Source organism: Marinobacter lutaoensis, assembly GCF_001981305.1.
GTDB classification, from domain to species: Bacteria; Pseudomonadota; Gammaproteobacteria; order Pseudomonadales; family Oleiphilaceae; genus Marinobacter; species Marinobacter lutaoensis.
Window position 1 is genome coordinate 209,268 of record NZ_MSCW01000007.1, and the last position, 19,100, is coordinate 228,367.

17 protein-coding genes are annotated in these 19,100 nt (G+C 64.1%); 10 read left to right on the forward strand and 7 right to left on the reverse strand.

What is annotated here, in order from left to right; genetic code table 11:
- Positions 1 to 39 precede the first annotated feature (39 nt).
- Positions 40 to 975 carry a D-2-hydroxyacid dehydrogenase gene (locus BTO32_RS10540; RefSeq protein WP_076725075.1) on the reverse strand — a complete coding sequence of 312 codons (936 nt, stop codon included), beginning with the start codon at positions 973 to 975 and terminating at the stop codon, positions 40 to 42.
- An 80-nt stretch (positions 976 to 1,055) separates the two neighbouring features.
- On the opposite strand from BTO32_RS10540, the gene tmpT reads away from it, so the two are divergent.
- The 4 genes from tmpT (at position 1,056) to BTO32_RS10560 (ending at position 6,843) form a co-directional block, all read left to right on the forward strand.
- A complete protein-coding gene (gene tmpT / locus BTO32_RS10545) occupies positions 1,056 to 1,709 on the forward strand; it encodes a thiopurine S-methyltransferase (protein WP_076724603.1) in 654 nt (217 codons plus the stop codon).
- A 309-nt stretch (positions 1,710 to 2,018) separates the two neighbouring features.
- Positions 2,019 to 3,941 (forward strand): PrkA family serine protein kinase, encoded by a 1,923-nt coding sequence (locus BTO32_RS10550; RefSeq protein WP_076724604.1) that lies wholly within the window; start codon positions 2,019 to 2,021, stop codon positions 3,939 to 3,941.
- A 32-nt stretch (positions 3,942 to 3,973) separates the two neighbouring features.
- A complete protein-coding gene (locus BTO32_RS10555) occupies positions 3,974 to 5,269 on the forward strand; it encodes a YeaH/YhbH family protein (RefSeq protein ID WP_076724605.1) in 1,296 nt (431 codons plus the stop codon).
- Positions 5,266 to 6,843 (forward strand): SpoVR family protein, encoded by a 1,578-nt coding sequence (locus BTO32_RS10560; protein WP_076724606.1) that lies wholly within the window; start codon positions 5,266 to 5,268, stop codon positions 6,841 to 6,843. Before BTO32_RS10555 ends, BTO32_RS10560 begins: the two co-directional genes overlap by 4 nt.
- 19 nt (positions 6,844 to 6,862) lie before the next feature.
- Here the strand turns inward: BTO32_RS10560 and BTO32_RS10565 are convergent, their stop codons facing one another.
- On the reverse strand, positions 6,863 to 7,597 hold the full coding sequence (locus BTO32_RS10565; RefSeq protein ID WP_076724607.1) for an LrgB family protein: 735 nt from the start codon (positions 7,595 to 7,597) through the stop codon (positions 6,863 to 6,865).
- The gene (locus BTO32_RS10570) at positions 7,590 to 7,970 is read right to left on the reverse strand and encodes a CidA/LrgA family protein (protein WP_076724608.1); all 381 of its coding nucleotides are present in this window, start codon (positions 7,968 to 7,970) and stop codon (positions 7,590 to 7,592) included. The genes BTO32_RS10565 and BTO32_RS10570 overlap by 8 nt, the downstream gene beginning before the upstream one ends.
- 135 nt (positions 7,971 to 8,105) lie before the next feature.
- Between BTO32_RS10570 and BTO32_RS10575 the strand changes: the two genes are divergently transcribed.
- Positions 8,106 to 9,539, forward strand: a complete 1,434-nt coding sequence (locus BTO32_RS10575; RefSeq protein WP_076724609.1) for a WS/DGAT/MGAT family O-acyltransferase — start codon at positions 8,106 to 8,108, stop codon at positions 9,537 to 9,539.
- 12 nt (positions 9,540 to 9,551) lie between these two features.
- Here the strand turns inward: BTO32_RS10575 and BTO32_RS10580 are convergent, their stop codons facing one another.
- Entirely contained in the window at positions 9,552 to 10,181 is a 630-nt protein-coding gene (locus BTO32_RS10580; protein ID WP_076724610.1) for a TetR family transcriptional regulator, read from the reverse strand.
- A gap of 178 nt (positions 10,182 to 10,359) precedes the next feature.
- Here BTO32_RS10580 and BTO32_RS10585 point away from each other — a divergent pair, with 178 nt between their 5' ends.
- The gene (locus BTO32_RS10585) at positions 10,360 to 11,478 is read left to right on the forward strand and encodes a ferredoxin reductase (RefSeq protein ID WP_076724611.1); all 1,119 of its coding nucleotides are present in this window, start codon (positions 10,360 to 10,362) and stop codon (positions 11,476 to 11,478) included.
- A gap of 50 nt (positions 11,479 to 11,528) precedes the next feature.
- Complete coding sequence (locus BTO32_RS10590) at positions 11,529 to 12,620, forward strand: fatty acid desaturase family protein (RefSeq protein WP_076724612.1); 1,092 nt, start codon at positions 11,529 to 11,531, stop codon at positions 12,618 to 12,620.
- Here BTO32_RS10590 and BTO32_RS10595 read toward each other — a convergent pair.
- On the reverse strand, positions 12,608 to 13,045 hold the full coding sequence (locus BTO32_RS10595) for an RrF2 family transcriptional regulator (RefSeq protein ID WP_076724613.1): 438 nt from the start codon (positions 13,043 to 13,045) through the stop codon (positions 12,608 to 12,610). The two genes, BTO32_RS10590 and BTO32_RS10595, sit on opposite strands and share 13 nt — an antisense overlap.
- A gap of 161 nt (positions 13,046 to 13,206) precedes the next feature.
- Between BTO32_RS10595 and moaA the strand changes: the two genes are divergently transcribed.
- Positions 13,207 to 14,199: a GTP 3',8-cyclase MoaA gene (moaA, locus tag BTO32_RS10600; protein ID WP_076724614.1), complete on the forward strand. Its 993-nt coding sequence runs from the start codon at positions 13,207 to 13,209 to the stop codon at positions 14,197 to 14,199.
- 7 nt (positions 14,200 to 14,206) lie between these two features.
- Here the strand turns inward: moaA and hemN are convergent, their stop codons facing one another.
- Positions 14,207 to 15,622 (reverse strand): oxygen-independent coproporphyrinogen III oxidase, encoded by a 1,416-nt coding sequence (gene hemN / locus BTO32_RS10605; RefSeq protein ID WP_076724615.1) that lies wholly within the window; start codon positions 15,620 to 15,622, stop codon positions 14,207 to 14,209.
- Positions 15,623 to 15,814: 192 nt separating this feature from the next.
- Entirely contained in the window at positions 15,815 to 17,503 is a 1,689-nt protein-coding gene (locus BTO32_RS10610; RefSeq protein WP_076724616.1) for an HAD family hydrolase, read from the reverse strand.
- Between the two features lie 123 nt (positions 17,504 to 17,626).
- Between BTO32_RS10610 and BTO32_RS10615 the strand changes: the two genes are divergently transcribed.
- Together BTO32_RS10615 and BTO32_RS10620 are read left to right on the forward strand one after the other, a co-directional pair.
- Positions 17,627 to 18,469, forward strand: a complete 843-nt coding sequence (locus BTO32_RS10615; protein ID WP_076724617.1) for a cytochrome c oxidase assembly protein — start codon at positions 17,627 to 17,629, stop codon at positions 18,467 to 18,469.
- Complete coding sequence (locus tag BTO32_RS10620; protein WP_076724618.1) at positions 18,466 to 19,065, forward strand: SCO family protein; 600 nt, start codon at positions 18,466 to 18,468, stop codon at positions 19,063 to 19,065. Before BTO32_RS10615 ends, BTO32_RS10620 begins: the two co-directional genes overlap by 4 nt.
- Positions 19,066 to 19,100: the final 35 nt, after the last annotated feature.

A 19,100-nucleotide genomic window follows, 5' to 3' on the forward strand; every position in this document is an offset into this window, starting at 1 on the left:
CCGTCAAGTATGGCCGGTTCCGGCGCATTTGTCCGGCGCTCAGGCTCCGGCGGCGAGATTACGGGCGGTGATGTCCACGATGCGCTGCCGGGCTTCCCGGCTGGCCCAGGCCGAGTGGGGCGTGACGATCAGATTGGGGATGTCGGCGGCCAGCAACGGGTTGCCATTGCGTGGCGGTTCCTCGGTGAGCACGTCCACCCCCGCGCCACCGAGGTTGCCGGCCCGCAACGCGTCGGCCAGAGCCTGCTCATCCACCAACCCGCCCCGGCTGGTGTTAATCAGCAGCGCGTCCTTTTTCATCATGGCCAGCTCGCGCGCACCCATCAGATTGCGCGTGTCGTCGGTCAGCAGGCAGTGCAGCGACAACACATCCACCCGGGGCAGCAGCGCCTCCAGGGGCAGGCGGGGGTATCCGTCCACCTCGCCCGGGGGCTGCCCTGGCCGGGCCCCGAGCAGGATGTTCATACCAAAGGCCCGGGCCCGTTCGGCCACGCCCTGCCCCAGGTCACCGTAGCCGATGATGCCCAGGGTCCGGCCCTCGAGCTCCAGGATCGGGTGGTGCATCAGGCAGAAGCTGTCGCTGCTCGCCCAACGCCCGGCGCGCACGTCCCGGTCGTAGTCCAGCAGCCGGGTGGCGAGAGCCAGGATCAGCGCCATGGTGTGCTGGGCCACCGTCGAGCGGCCATAGTGGGTCACGTTCATGACCTGGATGCCGAGCTCACCGGCGGCGGCCATGTCGATGTTGTTCACGCCGGTGGCCACCACGGCTATGCGTTTCAGCTCCGGGCAGGCCTCAAAATGGGACCGGGTCAGCACCACCTTGTTCACCAGCACGGTATCAAAGCCCCGGATGCGCTCCAGAACCTGGTCCGGCCGGGTCTGGTCATAACGGGTCAGAGGGCCGGTCACGGCCTCGATCGGAGACAGGTCAACGTCATTGCCCAGGGTACGTGCATCCAGGAATACGGCGTTCATGTTTTCCTCCACGGTCATGAATCGGACAGATTACGGTAGACTGGGGGAAACCTCCAAACCAGCGGAACGAAGGAGATCCCATGGAACACGAATTCTGGCACCAGCGCTGGGCGAACAATGAAATCGGCTTTCACGAGGGTACCGTCAACCAGTACCTGCACGACCACTGGCCCGAGCTGGCCGGCACGCGCACCGACACGGTGCTGGTCCCCCTGTGCGGCAAATCCCACGATATGTGGTGGTTGCACGACCGCGGGCACCCCATCATCGGCGTGGAACTGAGCGACATCGCTTGCAAGGATTTCTTCGAGGAAGCGGGCGAAAAGGCCCAGGTCCATCCGGGCGAGCCGTTCACCCGGTTCCGGCACGATGACCTGCAGCTGTGGTGTGGCGACTTTTTCCAGCTGGTGCCGGACGACGTCAAGCACGTGCGACTGGTCTACGACCGGGCCGCCCTCATCGCGCTGCCTCCCGAAATGCGTCGTCGCTACGTGGCGCACCTGACCGCCATCCTGCCCGAAGGCACACGAATCCTGCTGATCACTCTGGATTACCGGGCCAACATCCAGGGGCCGCCGTTCAATGTCAGTGACGACGAAGTCCGGGAACTGTACGGCCAGGATTACGACATCGAGCCGATCCTGACCAACAACCTCGGCAACGACCACCCCTTCGCCAAGCGTCGTGGCCTGGCCGAGGCCACCGAGAGCGTTTTCCGCCTGACGCGGCGCTGAGTCCATCTCCAGGCGCCCCGCCGCTGGGCCGGGGCTGCCCCTGCCGTGGCCCGCGGGCGTGGCGACACATCCGCGCATCGCATACCACGATTTAATGAACCTATACCAATCCCTTGCTGTCGAATTTGCAGAACGTGAACTAAGCTCAAATTAAGCGAGCGGGATGGTCGGCAGTGGTCACCTGTGCTCGTGAGTATCTAACCCTTCCGGACACAACCTAACGAACCACCGCCGGGAACGGCGGCGCCAACAGCAACGAGGGAACTGCGTGAACTGAACAGCTGAGCAACAGCGAGCGAGGGAATATCTATGAGCATACTGCAGCATTTCAAAGAACGGTATGAGGCGACCAAAGAGGAAGAATACTCCCTCGAGGAATACCTGGAGATCTGCAAAAAAGATCGGACGGCCTATGCCACCGCCGCGGAACGCATGTTAATCGCCATCGGCGAACCAGAACTGGTCGACACCTCCCGTGACCCCCGGCTGTCACGCATCTTCTCGAACAAGGTCATCAAGCGATACCCCGAATTCTCCGAGTTCTACGGTATGGAAGACGCCGTGGAGAACATCGTGTCCTTCTTCCGGCACGCCGCCCAGGGGCTGGAAGAGAAGAAACAGATCCTGTACCTGCTGGGCCCGGTCGGCGGCGGCAAGTCCTCGCTGGCGGAAAAGCTCAAGGCCCTGATGCAGAAAGTGCCCTTCTACGCGATCAAGGGGTCGCCGGTGAACGAGTCGCCCCTGGGGCTGTTCGACCCGGCGGAGGACGCCGACATCCTTGAGGACGAGTACGGCATCCCCCGGCGCTATCTGAACTCCATCATGTCGCCCTGGGCGGTGAAGCGCCTGCATGAATTCGGCGGTGACATCAGCCAGTTCCGGGTGGTCAAGAAATACCCCTCGGTTCTGGACCAGATCGGCGTGGCCAAGACCGAACCGGGTGACGACAACAACCAGGACATTTCGGCTCTGGTGGGCAAGGTCAACATCCGCATGCTGGAGGACTTCTCCCAGGACGACCCCGACGCTTACAGCTTCAGCGGCGGCCTGTGCAAAGCCAACCAGGGGCTGCTGGAGTTCGTGGAGATGTTCAAGGCACCGATCAAGGTGCTGCATCCGCTGCTCACCGCCACCCAGGAGGGCAACTACAACACCACCGAAGGCATGGGCTCGGTGCCGTTTGACGGCGTGATCCTGGCCCATTCCAACGAGTCCGAGTGGCAGACCTTCCGTAACAACAAGCACAACGAGGCCTTCCTGGACCGGGTCTACATCGTCAAGGTCCCCTACTGCCTGCGGGTCACCGAGGAGATTCAGATCTACAAGAAACTGCTCACCAACAGTTCCCTGGCCGGCGCGCCCTGCGCTCCGGATACCCTGGACATGCTGGCGCAGTTCTCGGTGCTGTCGCGGATCAAGGAACCGGAAAACTCCAGCATCTACTCCAAGATGAAGGTGTACGACGGCCAGAACATCAAGGACACCGATCCCAAGGCCAAGTCCATTCAGGAGTACCGGGACGCCGCCGGGGTGATGGAAGGCATGGACGGCCTGTCCACCCGCTTCGCCTTCAAGATTCTGTCCAAGGTGTTCAACTTCGACACCACCGAAGTGGCCGCCAACCCGGTGCACCTGCTCTATGTGCTGGAAAAGCAGATCGAACAGGAGCAGTTCCCCACCGAAATTCAGGAGAAGTACCTGCGCTTCATCAAGGAATACTTGGCGCCCCACTATGTCCAGTTCATTGGCAAGGAAATTCAGACCGCCTATCTGGAAAGCTACAGCGAATACGGTCAGAACCTGTTCGACCGTTACGTCACCTATGCCGACTTCTGGATTCAGGATCAGGAGTACCGGGACCCGGAAACCGGCGAAATCCTCGACCGCGCGTCCATCAACGACGAGCTGGAGAAAATCGAGAAGCCGGCCGGCATCAGCAACCCGAAGGACTTCCGCAACGAGGTGGTCAACTTCGTGCTGCGGGCCCGGGCCAACAATCAGGGCCGCAACCCGTCCTGGCTCAGCTACGAGAAGCTGCGCAGCGTGATCGAGAAAAAAATGTTCTCCAACACCGAGGACCTGCTGCCGGTCATCTCCTTCAACCCCAAAGCCAGTCAGGAAGACCAGAAGAAACACAAGCAGTTCGTCGAACGCATGGTCGAACGAGGCTATACCGAGAAACAGGTCCGTTTGCTCGCCGAATGGTACCTGCGTGTTCGCAAGTCTCACTGAGTCAGTGACCACTCGCTGACAGGAGTAGCATCATGGGTACGACTCACATCGTCGACCGACGACTGAATGGCAAGAACAAGAGCGCGGTGAACCGGGAGCGGTTCCTGCGCCGCTACCGCCACCACATCAAAAAAGCGGTGGCGGACGCGGTGCATCAGCGCTCCATCACGGACGTCGAACGGGGAGAGAAAGTCAGCATACCAACCCGGGACATCGATGAACCGGTGTTCCACCATGGCCCGGGCGGCCGCCGCGAGGTGGTCCACCCCGGCAATCAGGAATTCGTGGCCGGCGACACCATTCCCAAACCGGAGGGCGGCGGTGGCCAGGGTAGCGGCCAGGGCCAGGCCAGCCCGGACGGCGAGGGCATGGACGAATTCGCCTTCCAGATCACCCAGGAGGAATTTCTGGACTTCCTGTTCGATGACCTGGAGCTGCCCAACTTGGCGCGCAAAAAGCTGAAAGACACCGAGGCGTTCAAATACGTCCGCGCCGGTTTCACCAGCCAGGGCGTGCCGGCCAAACTGGACGTGGTGCGCTCGCTGCGGGGCGCCCATGCCCGCCGGCTCGGCCTGGGCGGCGCCCGCAAGAAAAAGATCCGGGATCTGGAAGCCCAGCTGGCCGAGCTGAAGGCCGCGCCGGCGGAGCTGGACCCGGCCTTCAGCCATCAGGATCAGATCCAGGCTCTGGAGGAGGAAATCCGGCAACTGAAGGCCAATGTGCGGCGTATCCCGTTCATCGACGAGATCGACCTGCGCTACCGCCAGCACGTCAAGCAGCCCCAGCCCGCGACCAGCGCCGTGATGTTCTGCCTGATGGACGTCTCCGGCTCCATGACCCAGATGCACAAGGACATCGCCAAGCGCTTCTTCATTTTGCTCTACCTGTTCCTGAAGAAGAACTACAAGAAGATCGACGTGGTGTTCATCCGACACCACACCAGTGCCAAGGAAGTGGACGAGCAGGAATTCTTCTACAGCCGAGAGACCGGCGGCACCATCGTGTCCAGCGCGCTGAAGCTGATGCAAAAGATCATCGAGTCCCGCTACTCGCCGGCGGAGTGGAACATCTACGCCGCCCAGGCGTCCGACGGCGACAACTGGAACGACGACTCCCCCATCTGTGGCAAGCTGCTGGCCGATAGCATCCTGCCCCTGGTGCAGTACTACGCCTATGTGGAGATCACCCCACAGGACCATCAGATGCTCTGGTACGAATACGAGAAGATCATGGAGCGCTTCCCCCAGAGCTTTGCCATGCAGCAGATTTCGGACCCGGGTGAAATCTACCCGGTCTTCCGTCAGTTGTTCGAGAGGAAAGCCGCATGAGTGATCTCATCGACCGCCCGAATGCTCCCCGGAGCACGCCCCGCAAGGCTCCGGAGCCGATTTCCACCACCTCCGAGTGGACCTTCGAGCTGATCCAGCGCTACGACGAGGAAATCGCCCGCTGCGCCGAGGAGTTTGGCCTGGACACCTACCCCAACCAGATTGAGGTGATCAGTGCCGAGCAGATGATGGACGCCTACAGCTCGGTGGGCATGCCCATCGGCTACCATCACTGGTCGTTCGGCAAGCAGTTCCTCAACACCGCCAAGGGCTACCAGCGCGGCCAGATGGGGCTGGCCTACGAAATCGTGATCAACTCCAACCCCTGCATCGCCTACCTGATGGAGGAAAACACCCTGCCCATGCAGGCGCTGGTGATCGCCCACGCCAGCTACGGCCACAACTCCTTCTTCAAGGGCAACTACCTGTTCCGCACCTGGACCGACGCCAGCGCCATCATCGACTACCTGGTCTTCGCCCGAAATTACGTGGCCGAGTGCGAGGAACGTTACGGGGTGGACGCGGTGGAGCAGACCCTGGACTCCTGCCACGCCCTGATGAACTACGGCGTCGACCGCTACAAACGTCCCTCGCCCATCTCCGCGGCCGAGGAAGCCCGGCGCCAGAAGGAGCGGGAAGAATACCAGCAGCGGCGCATCAACGACCTGTGGCGCACCATTCCCAGGCTGGACGGGGAGGACGACCCAGTGCGCCGACAGAAGCGTTTCCCGGAGGAACCCCAGGAAAACCTGCTGTATTTCATCGAGAAAAACGCGCCCCTGCTGGAAACCTGGCAGCGGGAAATCGTCCGGATTGTGCGCAAACTGGCCCAGTACTTCTACCCTCAGCGCCAGACCCAGGTCATGAACGAGGGCTGGGCCACCTTCTGGCACTACACCCTGCTGCACCGGCTCTATGAAAAGGGCCTGGTCACCGACGGCTTCATGCTGGAGTTCCTGCAAAGCCACACCGCCGTGATCTATCAGCCGCCGTTCAACAGCCCCTGGTATTCCGGCATCAACCCCTACACTCTGGGTTTTTCCATCTTCAGCGACCTGCGCCGGATCTGCGAGGCGCCCACCGACGAGGACCGCCTGTGGTTTCCCGACATCGCCGGCTCGGACTGGCTGGAGACGGTGCACTTCGCGATGAGGAACTTCAAGGACGAAAGCTTCATCCAGCAGTTCCTTTCACCCAAGGTGATGCGCGACCTGAAACTGTTCGCCATTGAGAACGACGACCAGGAAGACCATTACACGGTCACCGCCATCCACGACGACCCGGGTTATCGCCCGTTGCGGGAGAAGCTGGCACGGCAGTACAACCTCAGCTACCGCGAGCCGGACATCCAGGTCTGGAACGTGGACATCCGGGGCGACCGGTCACTGACGCTGCGCCACACCCCGGTCAACCGCGTCCCCCTGGGCGAAGATACCGAGGAAGTGATGCGGCACCTGCACCGCCTGTGGGGCTTTGACGTGCACCTGGAAAGTGTGGACGACGGTACCGTGGTGGAGGAATACCACTGCCCGCCCAGGAAACTGGAAGACGAGGACGAGCTCGTCTCCCACTGACCCAGGACGGGCCCGGGACTCAGGCCAGAAGCACCGCCATCCAGTCCACCAGCCACGGCACCAGAAGGGCGGTCGCGAAGGCCGACAAGGCCATGGCCAGCCCGGAAAAGGCCCCCATCTGGGGGCTGACCTGAAACGCCCGGGCCGTACCAATGCCATGGGCGGCAACCCCCATGGCGATGCCCCGCACCGAGTCATCCCGCACCCGCAGCCAGTCGAACAGCTTGGTTCCCAGCACCGCCCCGGTCACACCCGTGAGCACCACCAGCACCGCGGTCAGGGACGGCAGCCCGCCGATTTTCTCGGCAATGCCCATGGCCACCGGCGCGGTCGCCGATTTCGGCGCCAGGGACATCTGAATTTCCCGGGAACCGCCGAACAGCCGGGCCAGCCAGATGGAACTGCCGGCGGCGATCACCACGCCGCTGAGCAGGGAAATGGCCACCGGCAACCAAAGCTGGCGCAGACGCGAGAGCTGCTGATACAGGGGCACCGCCAGTGCCACGGTGGCCGGCCCCAGCAGAAAGTGGACGAACTGGGCCCCCTCGAAATAATCCTCGTAGGAGGTGCCGGTGGCCATCAGCACCGTGATCAGCAGCGCCACCGACCCCACCACCGGATTCACCAGCGGATTGGCCCGGGCCCTCAGGTACAGCCGGTGTGCCAGGCCGTAGGCCACCAGCGTCATGGTCAGGCCCAGCAGCGGCGACGCCGACAGGTAAACCCAGATATCCGTCAGGCCGTGCTCAACCATGGTCCTGCCCCTCCCGTTCCCGATGGCCGACCAGCCAGCGGGTGGTGAACTGCATGATCAGGGCCGTTGCCGCCATGGTCACCAGGGTGCTGATCAGCAGTGCCAGGGTGATCGGCAGCCATTCCGCGGCGATGCGGTCGAAATGCACCATCATCCCGACGCCCGCCGGCACGAACAGCAGGGACAGGTGGCTCAGCAGGGCGTTGGAGGCCTGGGCCACCGGCTCCGGCGTGGCGCCCCGGATCGCCAGGGTCACGAACAGCATCACCATCCCCAGTACCGGACCGGGAATCGGCACATCAAGCAGGCGGACCACCACCTCACCCACCAACTGGTAGACAAGCAGCAGGGTAATGCCGTTGAGAAACTGCATGGGACTCTCCTCTGGCTGACCGTGAAACCTCGCAAGGAACGGGAAACTTTAGCATGCTTCACATCGTGCATGCCGGCGGATACCAGTATACTGGTGGCAAACAATGAACAATCGACTGGCGGAGTACAACAAGGAATGAAACGTCTGGGCACGCTGGACGCCTCATGGCTGGCGGTGGAATCCGAAGACACGCCGATGCATGTCGGCACCCTGCAGATTTTCTCACTGCCCGAGGGCGCTCCCGAAACCTTTCTGCGCGACATGGTCAGCCGGATGAAGGAAGCCGGCGACGTGGCGCCCCCCTGGGGCTGCAAGCTGGCTTGGCCCGGCTTCCTCGGGCGCCTGGTCGCCCCGTACTGGGTCCCCGACAAACACATCGACCTGGATTACCACGTGCGCCATTCCGCCCTGCCCCGCCCCGGAGGCGAGCGGGAGCTGGGCGTCCTGATCTCCCGGCTGCACTCGAATCACCTGGACTTTTCCCGGCCCCTGTGGGAGTGCCATGTCATCGAGGGGCTGGAGAACAACCGGTTCGCGCTTTACACCAAGATGCACCACTCCATGATCGATGGCATCAGCGGCGTCCGCCTGATGCAACGGGTGCTGACCACCGATCCGGACCGGCGTGACATGCCGCCCCCCTGGACGGTCCGGCCGCAGCAGCGCCGCGGCAGCAAAACGGACCCGGACGCCAGCATTCCGGCCGCCTTTTCCCAGGCCATGGATGCCCTCAAGCTGCAGGCGGACATGGCGCCCCGGCTGTGGCAGGCGGCCAGCCGCCTGGTGCACTCCGTGCGCCATCCCGAGGACGGCCTGACCGCGCCGTTTACCGGGCCGGTGTCGGTGCTCAACCATCGAGTCACCGCCCAGCGCCGCTTTGCCACCCAGCAGTACCGTCTGGAGCGGCTCAAGGCCTTGTCGAAGGTCTCCGGCGCGTCCCTCAACGACATCGTGCTGTACCTGTGCGGCACCGCCCTGCGCCGCTTCCTGCTGGAGCAGGACAACCTGCCGGAGGCACCGCTCACCGCCGGCATTCCGGTCAACATCCGGCCGGCCGATGACCAAGGCACCGGAACCCAGATCAGCTTCATGATCGCCTCCCTGGCCACCAACGAGGCGGAGCCCCTGAACCGGCTGCAGCAGATCAAAACCTCCACCCGCCGGGCCAAGGAGCACCTGCAAAAACTGCCCCGCAGCGCCCTGACCCAGTACACCATGCTGCTGATGTCCCCCTACATTCTGCAACTGATGTCGGGCCTTGGCGGGCGCATGCGCCCGGTGTTCAACGTCACCATTTCCAATGTGCCCGGGCCAGGCCAGACGCTGTACTACGAAGGGGCGAAGCTCGAGGCCATGTACCCGGTGTCGCTGATCGCCCACGGCGGCGCGCTCAACGTGACCTGCCTCAGCTATGCCGGGTCGCTGAATTTCGGCTATACCGGCTGCCGGGACACACTGCCCAGCATGCAGAAACTGGCGGTCTACACCGGCGAGGCCCTGACGGAGCTGGAGTCGCTGTTGCTGCCGCCATCCCCACCGGCAAAATCCCGGGCCCGCAAGCGCCGCTGACACGGCCGGGCCCTAGGCCCGGTCACTCTGCCAGTGGGACGCGCCCACCAGAACCATCTGCAGGAAGCGGGTGGTCCGCCGGCGGATCTCACCCACCTGGTAGTCATCGTCCGGGGACACCCCGAGCAGGTCGGTCAGGCTGAAGGCCACGGTCCGAACCACCAAGTCACAGGCCAGCGCCAGGTCCGCGTCGTTCAGGTGAGGCATCAACTGCAACCGCCGCAGATCGTTGCCCAGTTCACTGGCAAAAAACCGCATTTCGCCGCGAATGGCCTCCCGCACCGCCCGGCTCTCGCCCGCCAACCCCTGGGCCATGAACAGGAAGAAACTGCGGTTGGCCTGCACGTGCGCCACGAAGATGGCGACCGATTCGTCAATCAGCTTGTCCGCCTGCAAGCCGTTGGCCCGGGCTTCGCGCATCATGCGCCGGAGCACCAACCCCAGTTCGTCCACCAGCTGCAGGCCCAGATCGTCCATGTTGCGGAAGTGGCGATAGAAAGAGGTGGGCACCACTCCCGCCTGTCGGGTCACCTCGCGAATCCCCAGGCTGGCGAAGTGCCGCCCCTTGCCGACCAGGGTCAGAGCCGCCTGCATCAGTTTTTCCCGGGTCTCCCCGGGTTTTCGCCGCTGTCGTTCCGCCATTCTCTCCATCCGCTCCCGCATCAAGGCCACAAGTGTACACATTTGTCCGGAGCCATCGCCAGCGGCCTTGTCATTTCACGCCAAGTCGACACCTGCGGTTGCCGCGCACAGCCTCATGTGTACACTCGTACACATTGGTGAACAGTCGTACACAAGCAGCTTTCATGGAGAGACATCCATGCCCATCTCAACATCGCTATCCGCGGCCACCCGCCGCACCGTTCTCTGGCTCGGGCGCCAGCTCGCCAACCAGGACAACCCCGGTGCCTGGCTGGACCCCCTGCTGGCGTCCGTCAACCCTCTATGGGTACAGGCGTACACACCGGCCCAGGTGGAACGGGTCGAGCGGGAGACCGCCGACACGCTGACCTTCACCCTGCGTCCGGCCCGGCGCTGGGCCGGTTTCCAGGCCGGCCAGCACGTTACCGTCGGTGTCGACATCGACGGTGTCCGTCACCACCGCACGTTCAGCCTGTCCAGCCCGCCGACGCTGTGGCAGCGGCAGGGGCGGATCACCCTGACCATCAAGCGGCAGCCGGGTGGCCGGGTCACGCCCTGGCTGCACCAGCACCTGACTCCAGGCCAGACTCTGGCCCTGGGCGAGGCCTTCGGTGATTTCCTGTTGCCGGAGCCGGCGCAACCGCTGCTGTTCATTGCCGGCGGCAGCGGCATCACACCCATTCTCAGCCAGCTGGAAACCCTGGTGGCCGGGGACGCCCGCGTGCCCATGACCCTCATCTACTGCGTCCGTACCCCGGCGGATGTTATCGCTGCCGAGCGACTACGGGCTCTCGACGCCCGCTCACCGGCCCTGACCGTAACCATCGTCACCGACGACGGTCCCCGCTCATCCCGGCATCTCGGCGACGCGCACCTGGACACGGTGCCCGGGCTCAAGGCCCGGCAGGTCTACCTGTGCGGTCCCCAGGGGCTGATGGAGCTGGCCGAGTCACAGTTGCTTCAGCGCGGGCTGCGATCGTCGCAGATCCGTCGAGCCAGTTTCAGTGTCGGCCCGGCCCGGGCGCTGGCCCCCGGCACCACCGGCGGCACCGTCACCTTCCGGCGGGCCGGCGTTAGCGTCGATGCCACCGGCGATGCCAGCCTGCTGGCACTGGCCGAAGCCGCCGGCCTCAACCCGCGCTACGGCTGTCGTATGGGGATCTGTCATCAATGCAGCTGTCGCAAAACCGGAGGCACCGTACTCAACCGGCTGACCGGCAAACCGTCCGGGCCTGGCGAGGAGACCGTGCAACTGTGCGTTTCCGTCCCGGCCGGCCCGGTCACCCTGGAACTTTGACCTCACCTGTCACGCAACACGGCCACACCGATGGCCGCAAGGAGTCCCTGATGCCAACACTGTCCGACACGCAACTTCAGGCCCTGGCCCGGGATCTGGATGCCATCCGAGACGAGGTTCTGGCCGACCTGGGCGAACGCGATGCCCGTTACATCCGCGGCATGGTGCGCCTGCACCGGACCCTGGAACTCGGCGGGCGCGTGCTGATGCCCCTTGGTTTCCTGCCTCCGGTGTTCGTGGCGGCAACCGTCTCGCTGGCGCTGGCCAAGATTCTGGAAAACATGGAGATCGGCCACAATGTCATGCACGGCCAGTACGACTGGATGAACGATCCCACCCTGAACTCCCAGCGCTATGAGTGGGATACCGTCTGTACCGGCGACTCCTGGCGCCGGACCCACAACTACGAGCACCACACCTACACCAACATCATCGGCAAGGACCGGGATTACGGCTACGCCGTCCTGAGGCTGACCGACGAGGAGCCCTGGCAACCCTGGCACGCGTTGCAGTTCATGAACTACGTGTTGCTGAGCGTGTTTTTCCAGTGGGGCGTGGGGCTGCATGAGCTGGAGAGTGAGAAGCTGCGCCGGCGGGAACTCCGCTGGCGGGACAAGTGGCCGTTTCTGAAGGCATTCCTGCGCAAGGGCGGCCGCCAGGCGTTCAAGGACTATGTGTTTTTTCCGCTGCTGACACTGCCGGTGGCACCGGTGGTCCTGGCCGGTAACGCCTGCGCCAACCTGATCCGCAACCTCTGGGCCAGCACGGTGATCTTCTGCGGCCACTTCACGGCCGACGCGGAAACCTTCACCGAGGCCGAATGCGTGCATGAGAGTCGCGGCCACTGGTACCTGCGCCAGCTGACCGGTTCCTCCAACTTCACGGGGGGCCGCTGGTTGCATATCCTCAGCGGCCACCTCAGCTACCAGATCGAGCACCACGTATTTCCAGACCTGCCGGCACACCGTTACCCGGAAATCTCGGTACGGGTTCAGGCGGTGTGCGAGCGCTACGGCATCCCCTACAACACCGGACGCTTCAGCCGGCAGTACGCCACGGTATTGCGCCGGATCCTGCACTACTCGCTGCCGGACCGGCTGCGGGCACGGCTGCGGCGCGAGCCTCCGGCTCAGGCCATCTGAAGCAGGCGCAACAGCTGTGGCCGGTGTGGCGCCTGAATCACGTCGGCCAGGGTGTAGCGATCCAGTACGCCGAGGAAGCCTTCCAGCGCCTCGGCGAACATTGGCTTCAGACCGCACACCGGCGTGATCTTGCAGGTATCCTTGGAGGAAAAGCATTCCAGCAGGTCCAGATCCTGCTCGGTTTCCCGCACCAAGATCCCGACGTTAATCTCCTCCGGCACCCGGTTCAGCCGCATGCCGCCGTTCTTGCCCCGGATGGTTTCGACGTAGCCACGCTTATTGAGCTGGTGCACCACCTTCATCAGGTGATTCTTGGAGATTTCGTAGCTGTCCGCGATTTCCTGAATGGTGGCCAGGCGATCCCCTTGCACGGCCAGGTAAATCAACACGCGCAGGGAATAGTCAGTGTAACGGGTGATGTGCATGCAGTACTCCAGGGTCGCGAGGCCATCAGGCGGGGTCGGCGGATCGCCTATTCTATAGGCATTCCACCGCCCACTGCACGCCGGCCCTCGGATTCCCGCCCCCGATCTGCAATACTGCCACTATACTCAGAGTCAGGAAGCACGCGAACAGCAGGTGAACCATGGCCCGACAGGTACTCACGGACCGATTCGGCCGCACCGTCAACTACGTTCGGTTATCCGTCACCGATCGCTGTGATTTCCGGTGCGTCTACTGCATGGCGGAGGACATGACCTTTCTGCCACGCCCACAGGTTCTCACCCTGGAGGAAATCGCCCGGGTCGCCCGGACCTTCATGACTCTGGGTACCGAAAAAGTCCGCCTGACCGGCGGCGAGCCCCTGGTACGCCGCAACATCCTCGAACTGGTTCGGGAAATCGGCGGTTACGGCCTCCGGGATTTCGCCATGACCACCAACGGCAGCCAACTGTCGACGATGGCGGAACCACTGCGCCGGGCCGGTCTGCACCGGCTCAACATCAGCCTCGACTCCCTGGATGCGGCGCGCTTCAGGCAGATCACCCGCACCGGCGACCTGAGCCGGGTACTCGAAGGCATCGACGCGGCGCGACAGGCGGGCTTCCGGCGTATCCGGCTCAACAGCGTGATCATGAAAGGGCGCAACGACGACGAGATTCCGGAGCTGATCGAGTTCGCCCGACGCAAGCAGGTGGACATCACCTTCATCGAAGAGATGCCGCTTGGGGAAATCCAAGAGCACGACCGGGGACTGTCACTGTGCACCAGCGACGAGGTGCGTGCGATCATCCAGCGGCACCACGACCTGATTCCGGCCACCGAAGACTCCGGCGGCCCGGCACGCTACTACCGGATGCCCGACAGCCACATTCGGGTCGGGTTCATTTCCCCCCACTCCCACAACTTCTGCGCCAGCTGCAACCGCGTCCGGGTCACGGTGGAAGGACGCCTGCTGCTGTGCCTGGGGAACGAGCACTCGGTCGATCTGCGCCCGGTGCTCAGGGAGCACGCCGAGGACGATGACCGCCTGCGCCAGGCCATCATCGACGCCATGGACCTGAAACCGGAACGCCACCACTTCTCCAGCCGGGGCGAGGTCCAGATCCTGCGCTTCATGAACATGACCGGCGGCTGACTCCGCCTCAGATGATCCGCGAGAACCGCTGGCTGGCGCCTTCCTTGCGGTACAGATCAAAGATCTGGCAGATGGCGCGGATCAGCAGCCGGCCCGCCGGTTGCACCTGCAGAACCTGTCCCCGGTCGGCGACCAGATCGTCCTGAATCATCGGCGCCAGCCGGCGCAGTTCATCGCTGAAGTAGCGGTCGAAGTCCTCCTGCCACCGGGCCGCGAACTGTTTCCGGTCGAGACGGAACTGGCAGATCAGCTGGCCGATGACCCAGCGCCGGATGCGGTCGTCCCGGGTCAGGGCCACGCCCCGGATCGTTGCCAGGCGGCCCTCGTCGATGGCGGCCTCCCAAGCGGCCAAGTCGTGGTTGTTCTGGAAGTAGGCCTCGTCGGTCTGGCCGATGGCCGACACACCCAGCGACACCAGGTCGCAATCCGAATGGGTGGTGTACCCCTGGAAATTCCGGTGCAGACGGCCTTCGCGCTGGGCCGCCGCCAGGCTGTCGTCCGGCTTGGCGAAGTGGTCCATGCCAATGTACTCATAACCCGCGTCCAGCAGCCGGTTGATGGTGTTGTGCAGGATGGTCAGCTTCTGTTGCGGGCTGGGCAGAGTGTCCGCCTGAATGCGGGTCTGCGGATAGAAACGGTCCGGCAGGTGGGCGTAACTGAACACCGACAACCGGTCCGGCGACATCTCGATCACCGCCTCGAGGGTTTCGGCAAAGCTTTCCGGCGTCTGATAGGGCAGGCCGTAGATCAGGTCCAGATTGATGGAACGGAAGCCGAGCCGGCGCGCCTCGTCCAGCACCGCCTCGGTCATCGCGCGCGGCTGCACCCGATTGACCGCCTTCTGCACCGCAGGGTTGACGTCCTGCACCCCCAGACTGATGCGGTTGAAACCCAGCTCCCACAGGGTCGCCAGCGTGTCGTCCGCAACCTCGCGGGGATCGATCTCAACGCTGTAGTCCCGGGTTTCGCTGCTGTCCAGCTTGAACAGTTCGGCGTACCCGGCCATCAGATGGCGCATGGCCTCGCGCGGCAGGAAGGTGGGGGTGCCGCCGCCCCAGTGCAGCTGCTGCACCGGCCGGTCCGCGCCAAACAGGCGGGCCTGGAGAGCCGCTTCCCGGAGCAGGCGCTCCACATAGGGCATCGCCTTGTCGCGCTTTTTGGTGATCACTTTGTTGCAGGCACAGTAATAGCACAGGTGCGCGCAGAACGGCAGGTGCGTATACAGCGACAGCGGACCGCCGGTCGCCCGGCTGCGGCGGGCGGCTTCCGCCATGGCCTCGGGCCCAAACTCGGCGGTGAACTCCACCGCGGTGGGATAGGAGGTATAGCGTGGGCCGCTGAGGTCGTAGCGACGGATCAGGGCCTCATCCCAGATGAAAGACGGGAGTTCATTGGAACGTTCAGCAACGGTATCGAAAGCCATGGCAACACTCTGGAGTAGAAAAACTATGCATCACGTAAGCGTTTCATTATGGCAGCTTACGGGCTCCCCGCCGTTGACCCGGGTCAGGACCGGGCACGATCGTCGACGCACGGCATGCAGCCGGTAACCCCCGCTGCGAATGTGCGGGCCCGCGTCGAAGCCCTGCTGGCGAATCTGGAGGCGCTCCGAACACTAGGGCGGCCCGACCTCGCAGGCCAGCACCAGTGCCCAGAATTCGGAGAAGTCGTTGACCACCACGTCCGGTTTGTCCGGATGCTTGTGGGTACCGGGAAAGATCTTGTTCAGCCACGGCAGGTCCCACTGGGCGCCGTTGAAGAACACCGAGGTCATGCCCGCGCGCTTGGCGGCGATGACATCGGTGGTGCTGTCGCCGACGTACCAGACACTCGGGTCCGGGGGATAGTCCAGTTTCTGCACCGCCAGCAGCAGCTGGTCGGGGTGGGGTTTGCGCAGGGGCGTGTCGTCGCCGCAGACGTCAACATCGAACAGGTGCGACCAGCCGGTCCCCTCCACCGCCGCCAGCTCATGTTCGAAGAACTCCCGGTCCCGGTTGGTAATCACGCCCAGCTGAAGGCCCAGCCGCCGTAGCCCCTCGAGCATCTCGCGCACCTTCGGCTCAAAGGCCTTCACGGTACCGTAGTGGTTGCGGTAGTGCTGGTTGAAGGCGTGGTGCGCGATCTGCTTGGCGTTTTCGTCGTCCCCGAACAGTACCTCGAAAATGTCCGTCCGGGAGATCTTCCGGTCGGCCTTCACCTTCGGATGCAGACGCGCGAACTCACGCACATAGGCGACCAGCCGGGCATCCTCCGGCGTCTTGCTGTCTTCCGGTGCCACCATCCGCGTCATCAACCCCAGCGAATGGAATTCCGGCAGCATATCGTCCACCGCGTGGTACATGGCATCCAGGGTATCCACCAGAGTCGCGTGCCAGTCGAACAGAATCACCGCCGGCCGGATCAGCTTTGCCACCGCCGGATGCCAGTCCGGCTCGACACGGGGCGCCGGGCGCTCGGGTGGCGGGAAGGGTCGGGGTCGCACCGCCGCCGGCTGACACCGGAACGCCGCCGGTTCCCGGCGCTCCAGCAACGCCAGCAGGTCCATCAGGTCCTCGAAGGTGTCCAGGATCGCGGCCGGCGCGTCGCGCCGGGTGAACCAGCTGTCGATCCGTTCCGGCTCCCAGCCCGCGCCGTTGAAGAACACCCCGCAGATCCCAGCCCGGTGCGCGGTGAGCATGTCCACATAGCTGTCGCCGATGTACCAGGCCCGGCTGTCCGGCGGTAACGCCAGGGTTTCCAGCACCTTCAGCAGGACCTGGGGGTCCGGCTTGTACTCGGTGACGTCGTCGGCACAGACCGTGGCATCGAACAGGCCGGACCAGCGGCCTTCGTCCACCGTCGCCAGCTCCCGGTCGAGAAACTCCCGGTTGCGGTTGGTGCACACCGCCAGCCGGATGCCCAGGGCCTTCAGAGCCCCCAGGTATTCATAGGCACCCGGCTGGAACGGTTTCACCCGGCCGAAATACTTGCGGTACGCCGCATTGTAGGCACGATGGGCGATCAGCTTGGCGTCCCGGTCGTCCCCGAAAATGGCGTTGAAGATATCGGTCCGGGATACCCGCCGCTCGGCCAGGATGCGTGGGTGCAGACGCCGGAACACGCGGATGTAGCGGACCAGGCGGGCGTCGTCCCGAGTGCGGCACCGGGCCTCCGGCAACAGGCGTTCCACCAGCCCCAGCGCCTCCAGCTGGGGCAGCATCTCTTCCATGGCACTGAACATGGCATCGTGGGTATCCACCAGGGTGCCGTGCCAGTCAAAGATCAGAACCGAAGGCGGTCGCATCGCCTCGTCGAACCGAGCCATCCGTTACCTCCGTCGACAATGCCGGAACACGCCTTGAAATCCACGCGCCGGGAGTCAACACTCGAAGTGGACTGATAACAAAGATAAGCCCGATTGGCCGTGTTTGCACACGGAGTGGTTTCCATGCCCGAACTTGGAGTCCTGGCACCCTACGATGCCTCGCCCCTGACCATCCTGGTGTTCGTCCTGGCCGCGGCCAGCTACGGCTATGCCCTACCACGTCTGCCCCGGAACCAGCGGCCAGGGGCGCTGCGGGTACTGGCGTTCGGCCTCGGGCTGCTGCTGTGTTACGGGGTGATGCAGACCCGGTTCGACTACTACGCCCAGTACATGTTCTTCGTGCACCGGGGCCAGCACCTGATCCTGCATCACCTGGGCCCGTTCCTGATCGCCCTGTCCAACCCTCTGCCGGTCTTCCGGTTCTGGCGGGCACGCCTGGCTCCCGATGGTCACCCCCTGCTGCGCCCGGTCGGTACCCTGTACCGGGCGCTGCAGCAGCCGGTGGTGGCGGCGCTGCTGTTCGTGGGGCTGATCTATCTGTGGCTGTGGCCGCCAATCCACTTCGACGCCATGCTCTCGCGCCCGCTGTACTGGACCATGAACTGGAGCATGCTGCTGGATGGCCTGCTGTTCTGGTGGTTGATGCTCGATGCCCGCTCCCCGGCGGGCGGGCGGACCCTCGGCTATGGCAAACGCATCCTGATCCTGGCGCTGGTGGCGCTGCCACAAATGCTGCTGGGCGCCTGGATCGTGTTCTCCCGGGGCCAGGTGTACGACGTCTACGAGGTGTGCGGCCGGGCCTGGCCAATGGCACCGGAGACCGATCAGCTCCTGGGCGGACTGCTCACCTGGATTCCCCCGGCCATGATGAGCGTGCTCGGTATCCTGCTGCTGTTGCGCCGGGCCCTGCACGAGGACGGCCAGGCGCTGGCCAGCCAACCCGTCACAGGAGGTCGTTCCCCATGACTCGCGCTTACACTGGACTGCTGCTGATGGCCGCCCTGATCCTGACCGGGTGCCTCGGCCAGGATCCACAGTGGCACGGCAAGGACATCCGCGGGCTGATGCCCGACCTGGCATTCCGGCTGAACGCCCCCAGCGGCGCACCGGTGACCCCGGAGGCCTCGGCGGGCAAGGTGCGGCTGCTGTATTTCGGCTACACGTCCTGTCCCGATGTCTGCCCGAGCACCCTGGCCGGCCTGCGCCAGGCGATCCGGCGACTGCCGGAAGCTGAACGCGACGCGGTCGAGGTGCTGTTCGTCAGCGTCGACCCCCGCCGGGATACGCCGGAGCGACTGTCCAGTTATGCCGGTTTCTACGGTGAACAGGTCACCGGCCTGACCGGACCGATCCCCGCGTTGCGCACCCTGACCCGGCGCTACCGCACCACCTTCGGTTACGACCAGCCCGATGCCGAGGGCAACTACAACGTCTCCCATGGCAGCGCCGTGTATGTCTTCGACGGTACCGGCCGCGCCCGACTGCTGCTGCGCCCGGGGCTGTCCCCGCAACAGATCAGCGAGGACCTGGCGCGACTGATCCGCGAGTCCCGCGCCCTGTGACTTGACCCTGTCGTCACTACAGGGTTTTAAATACA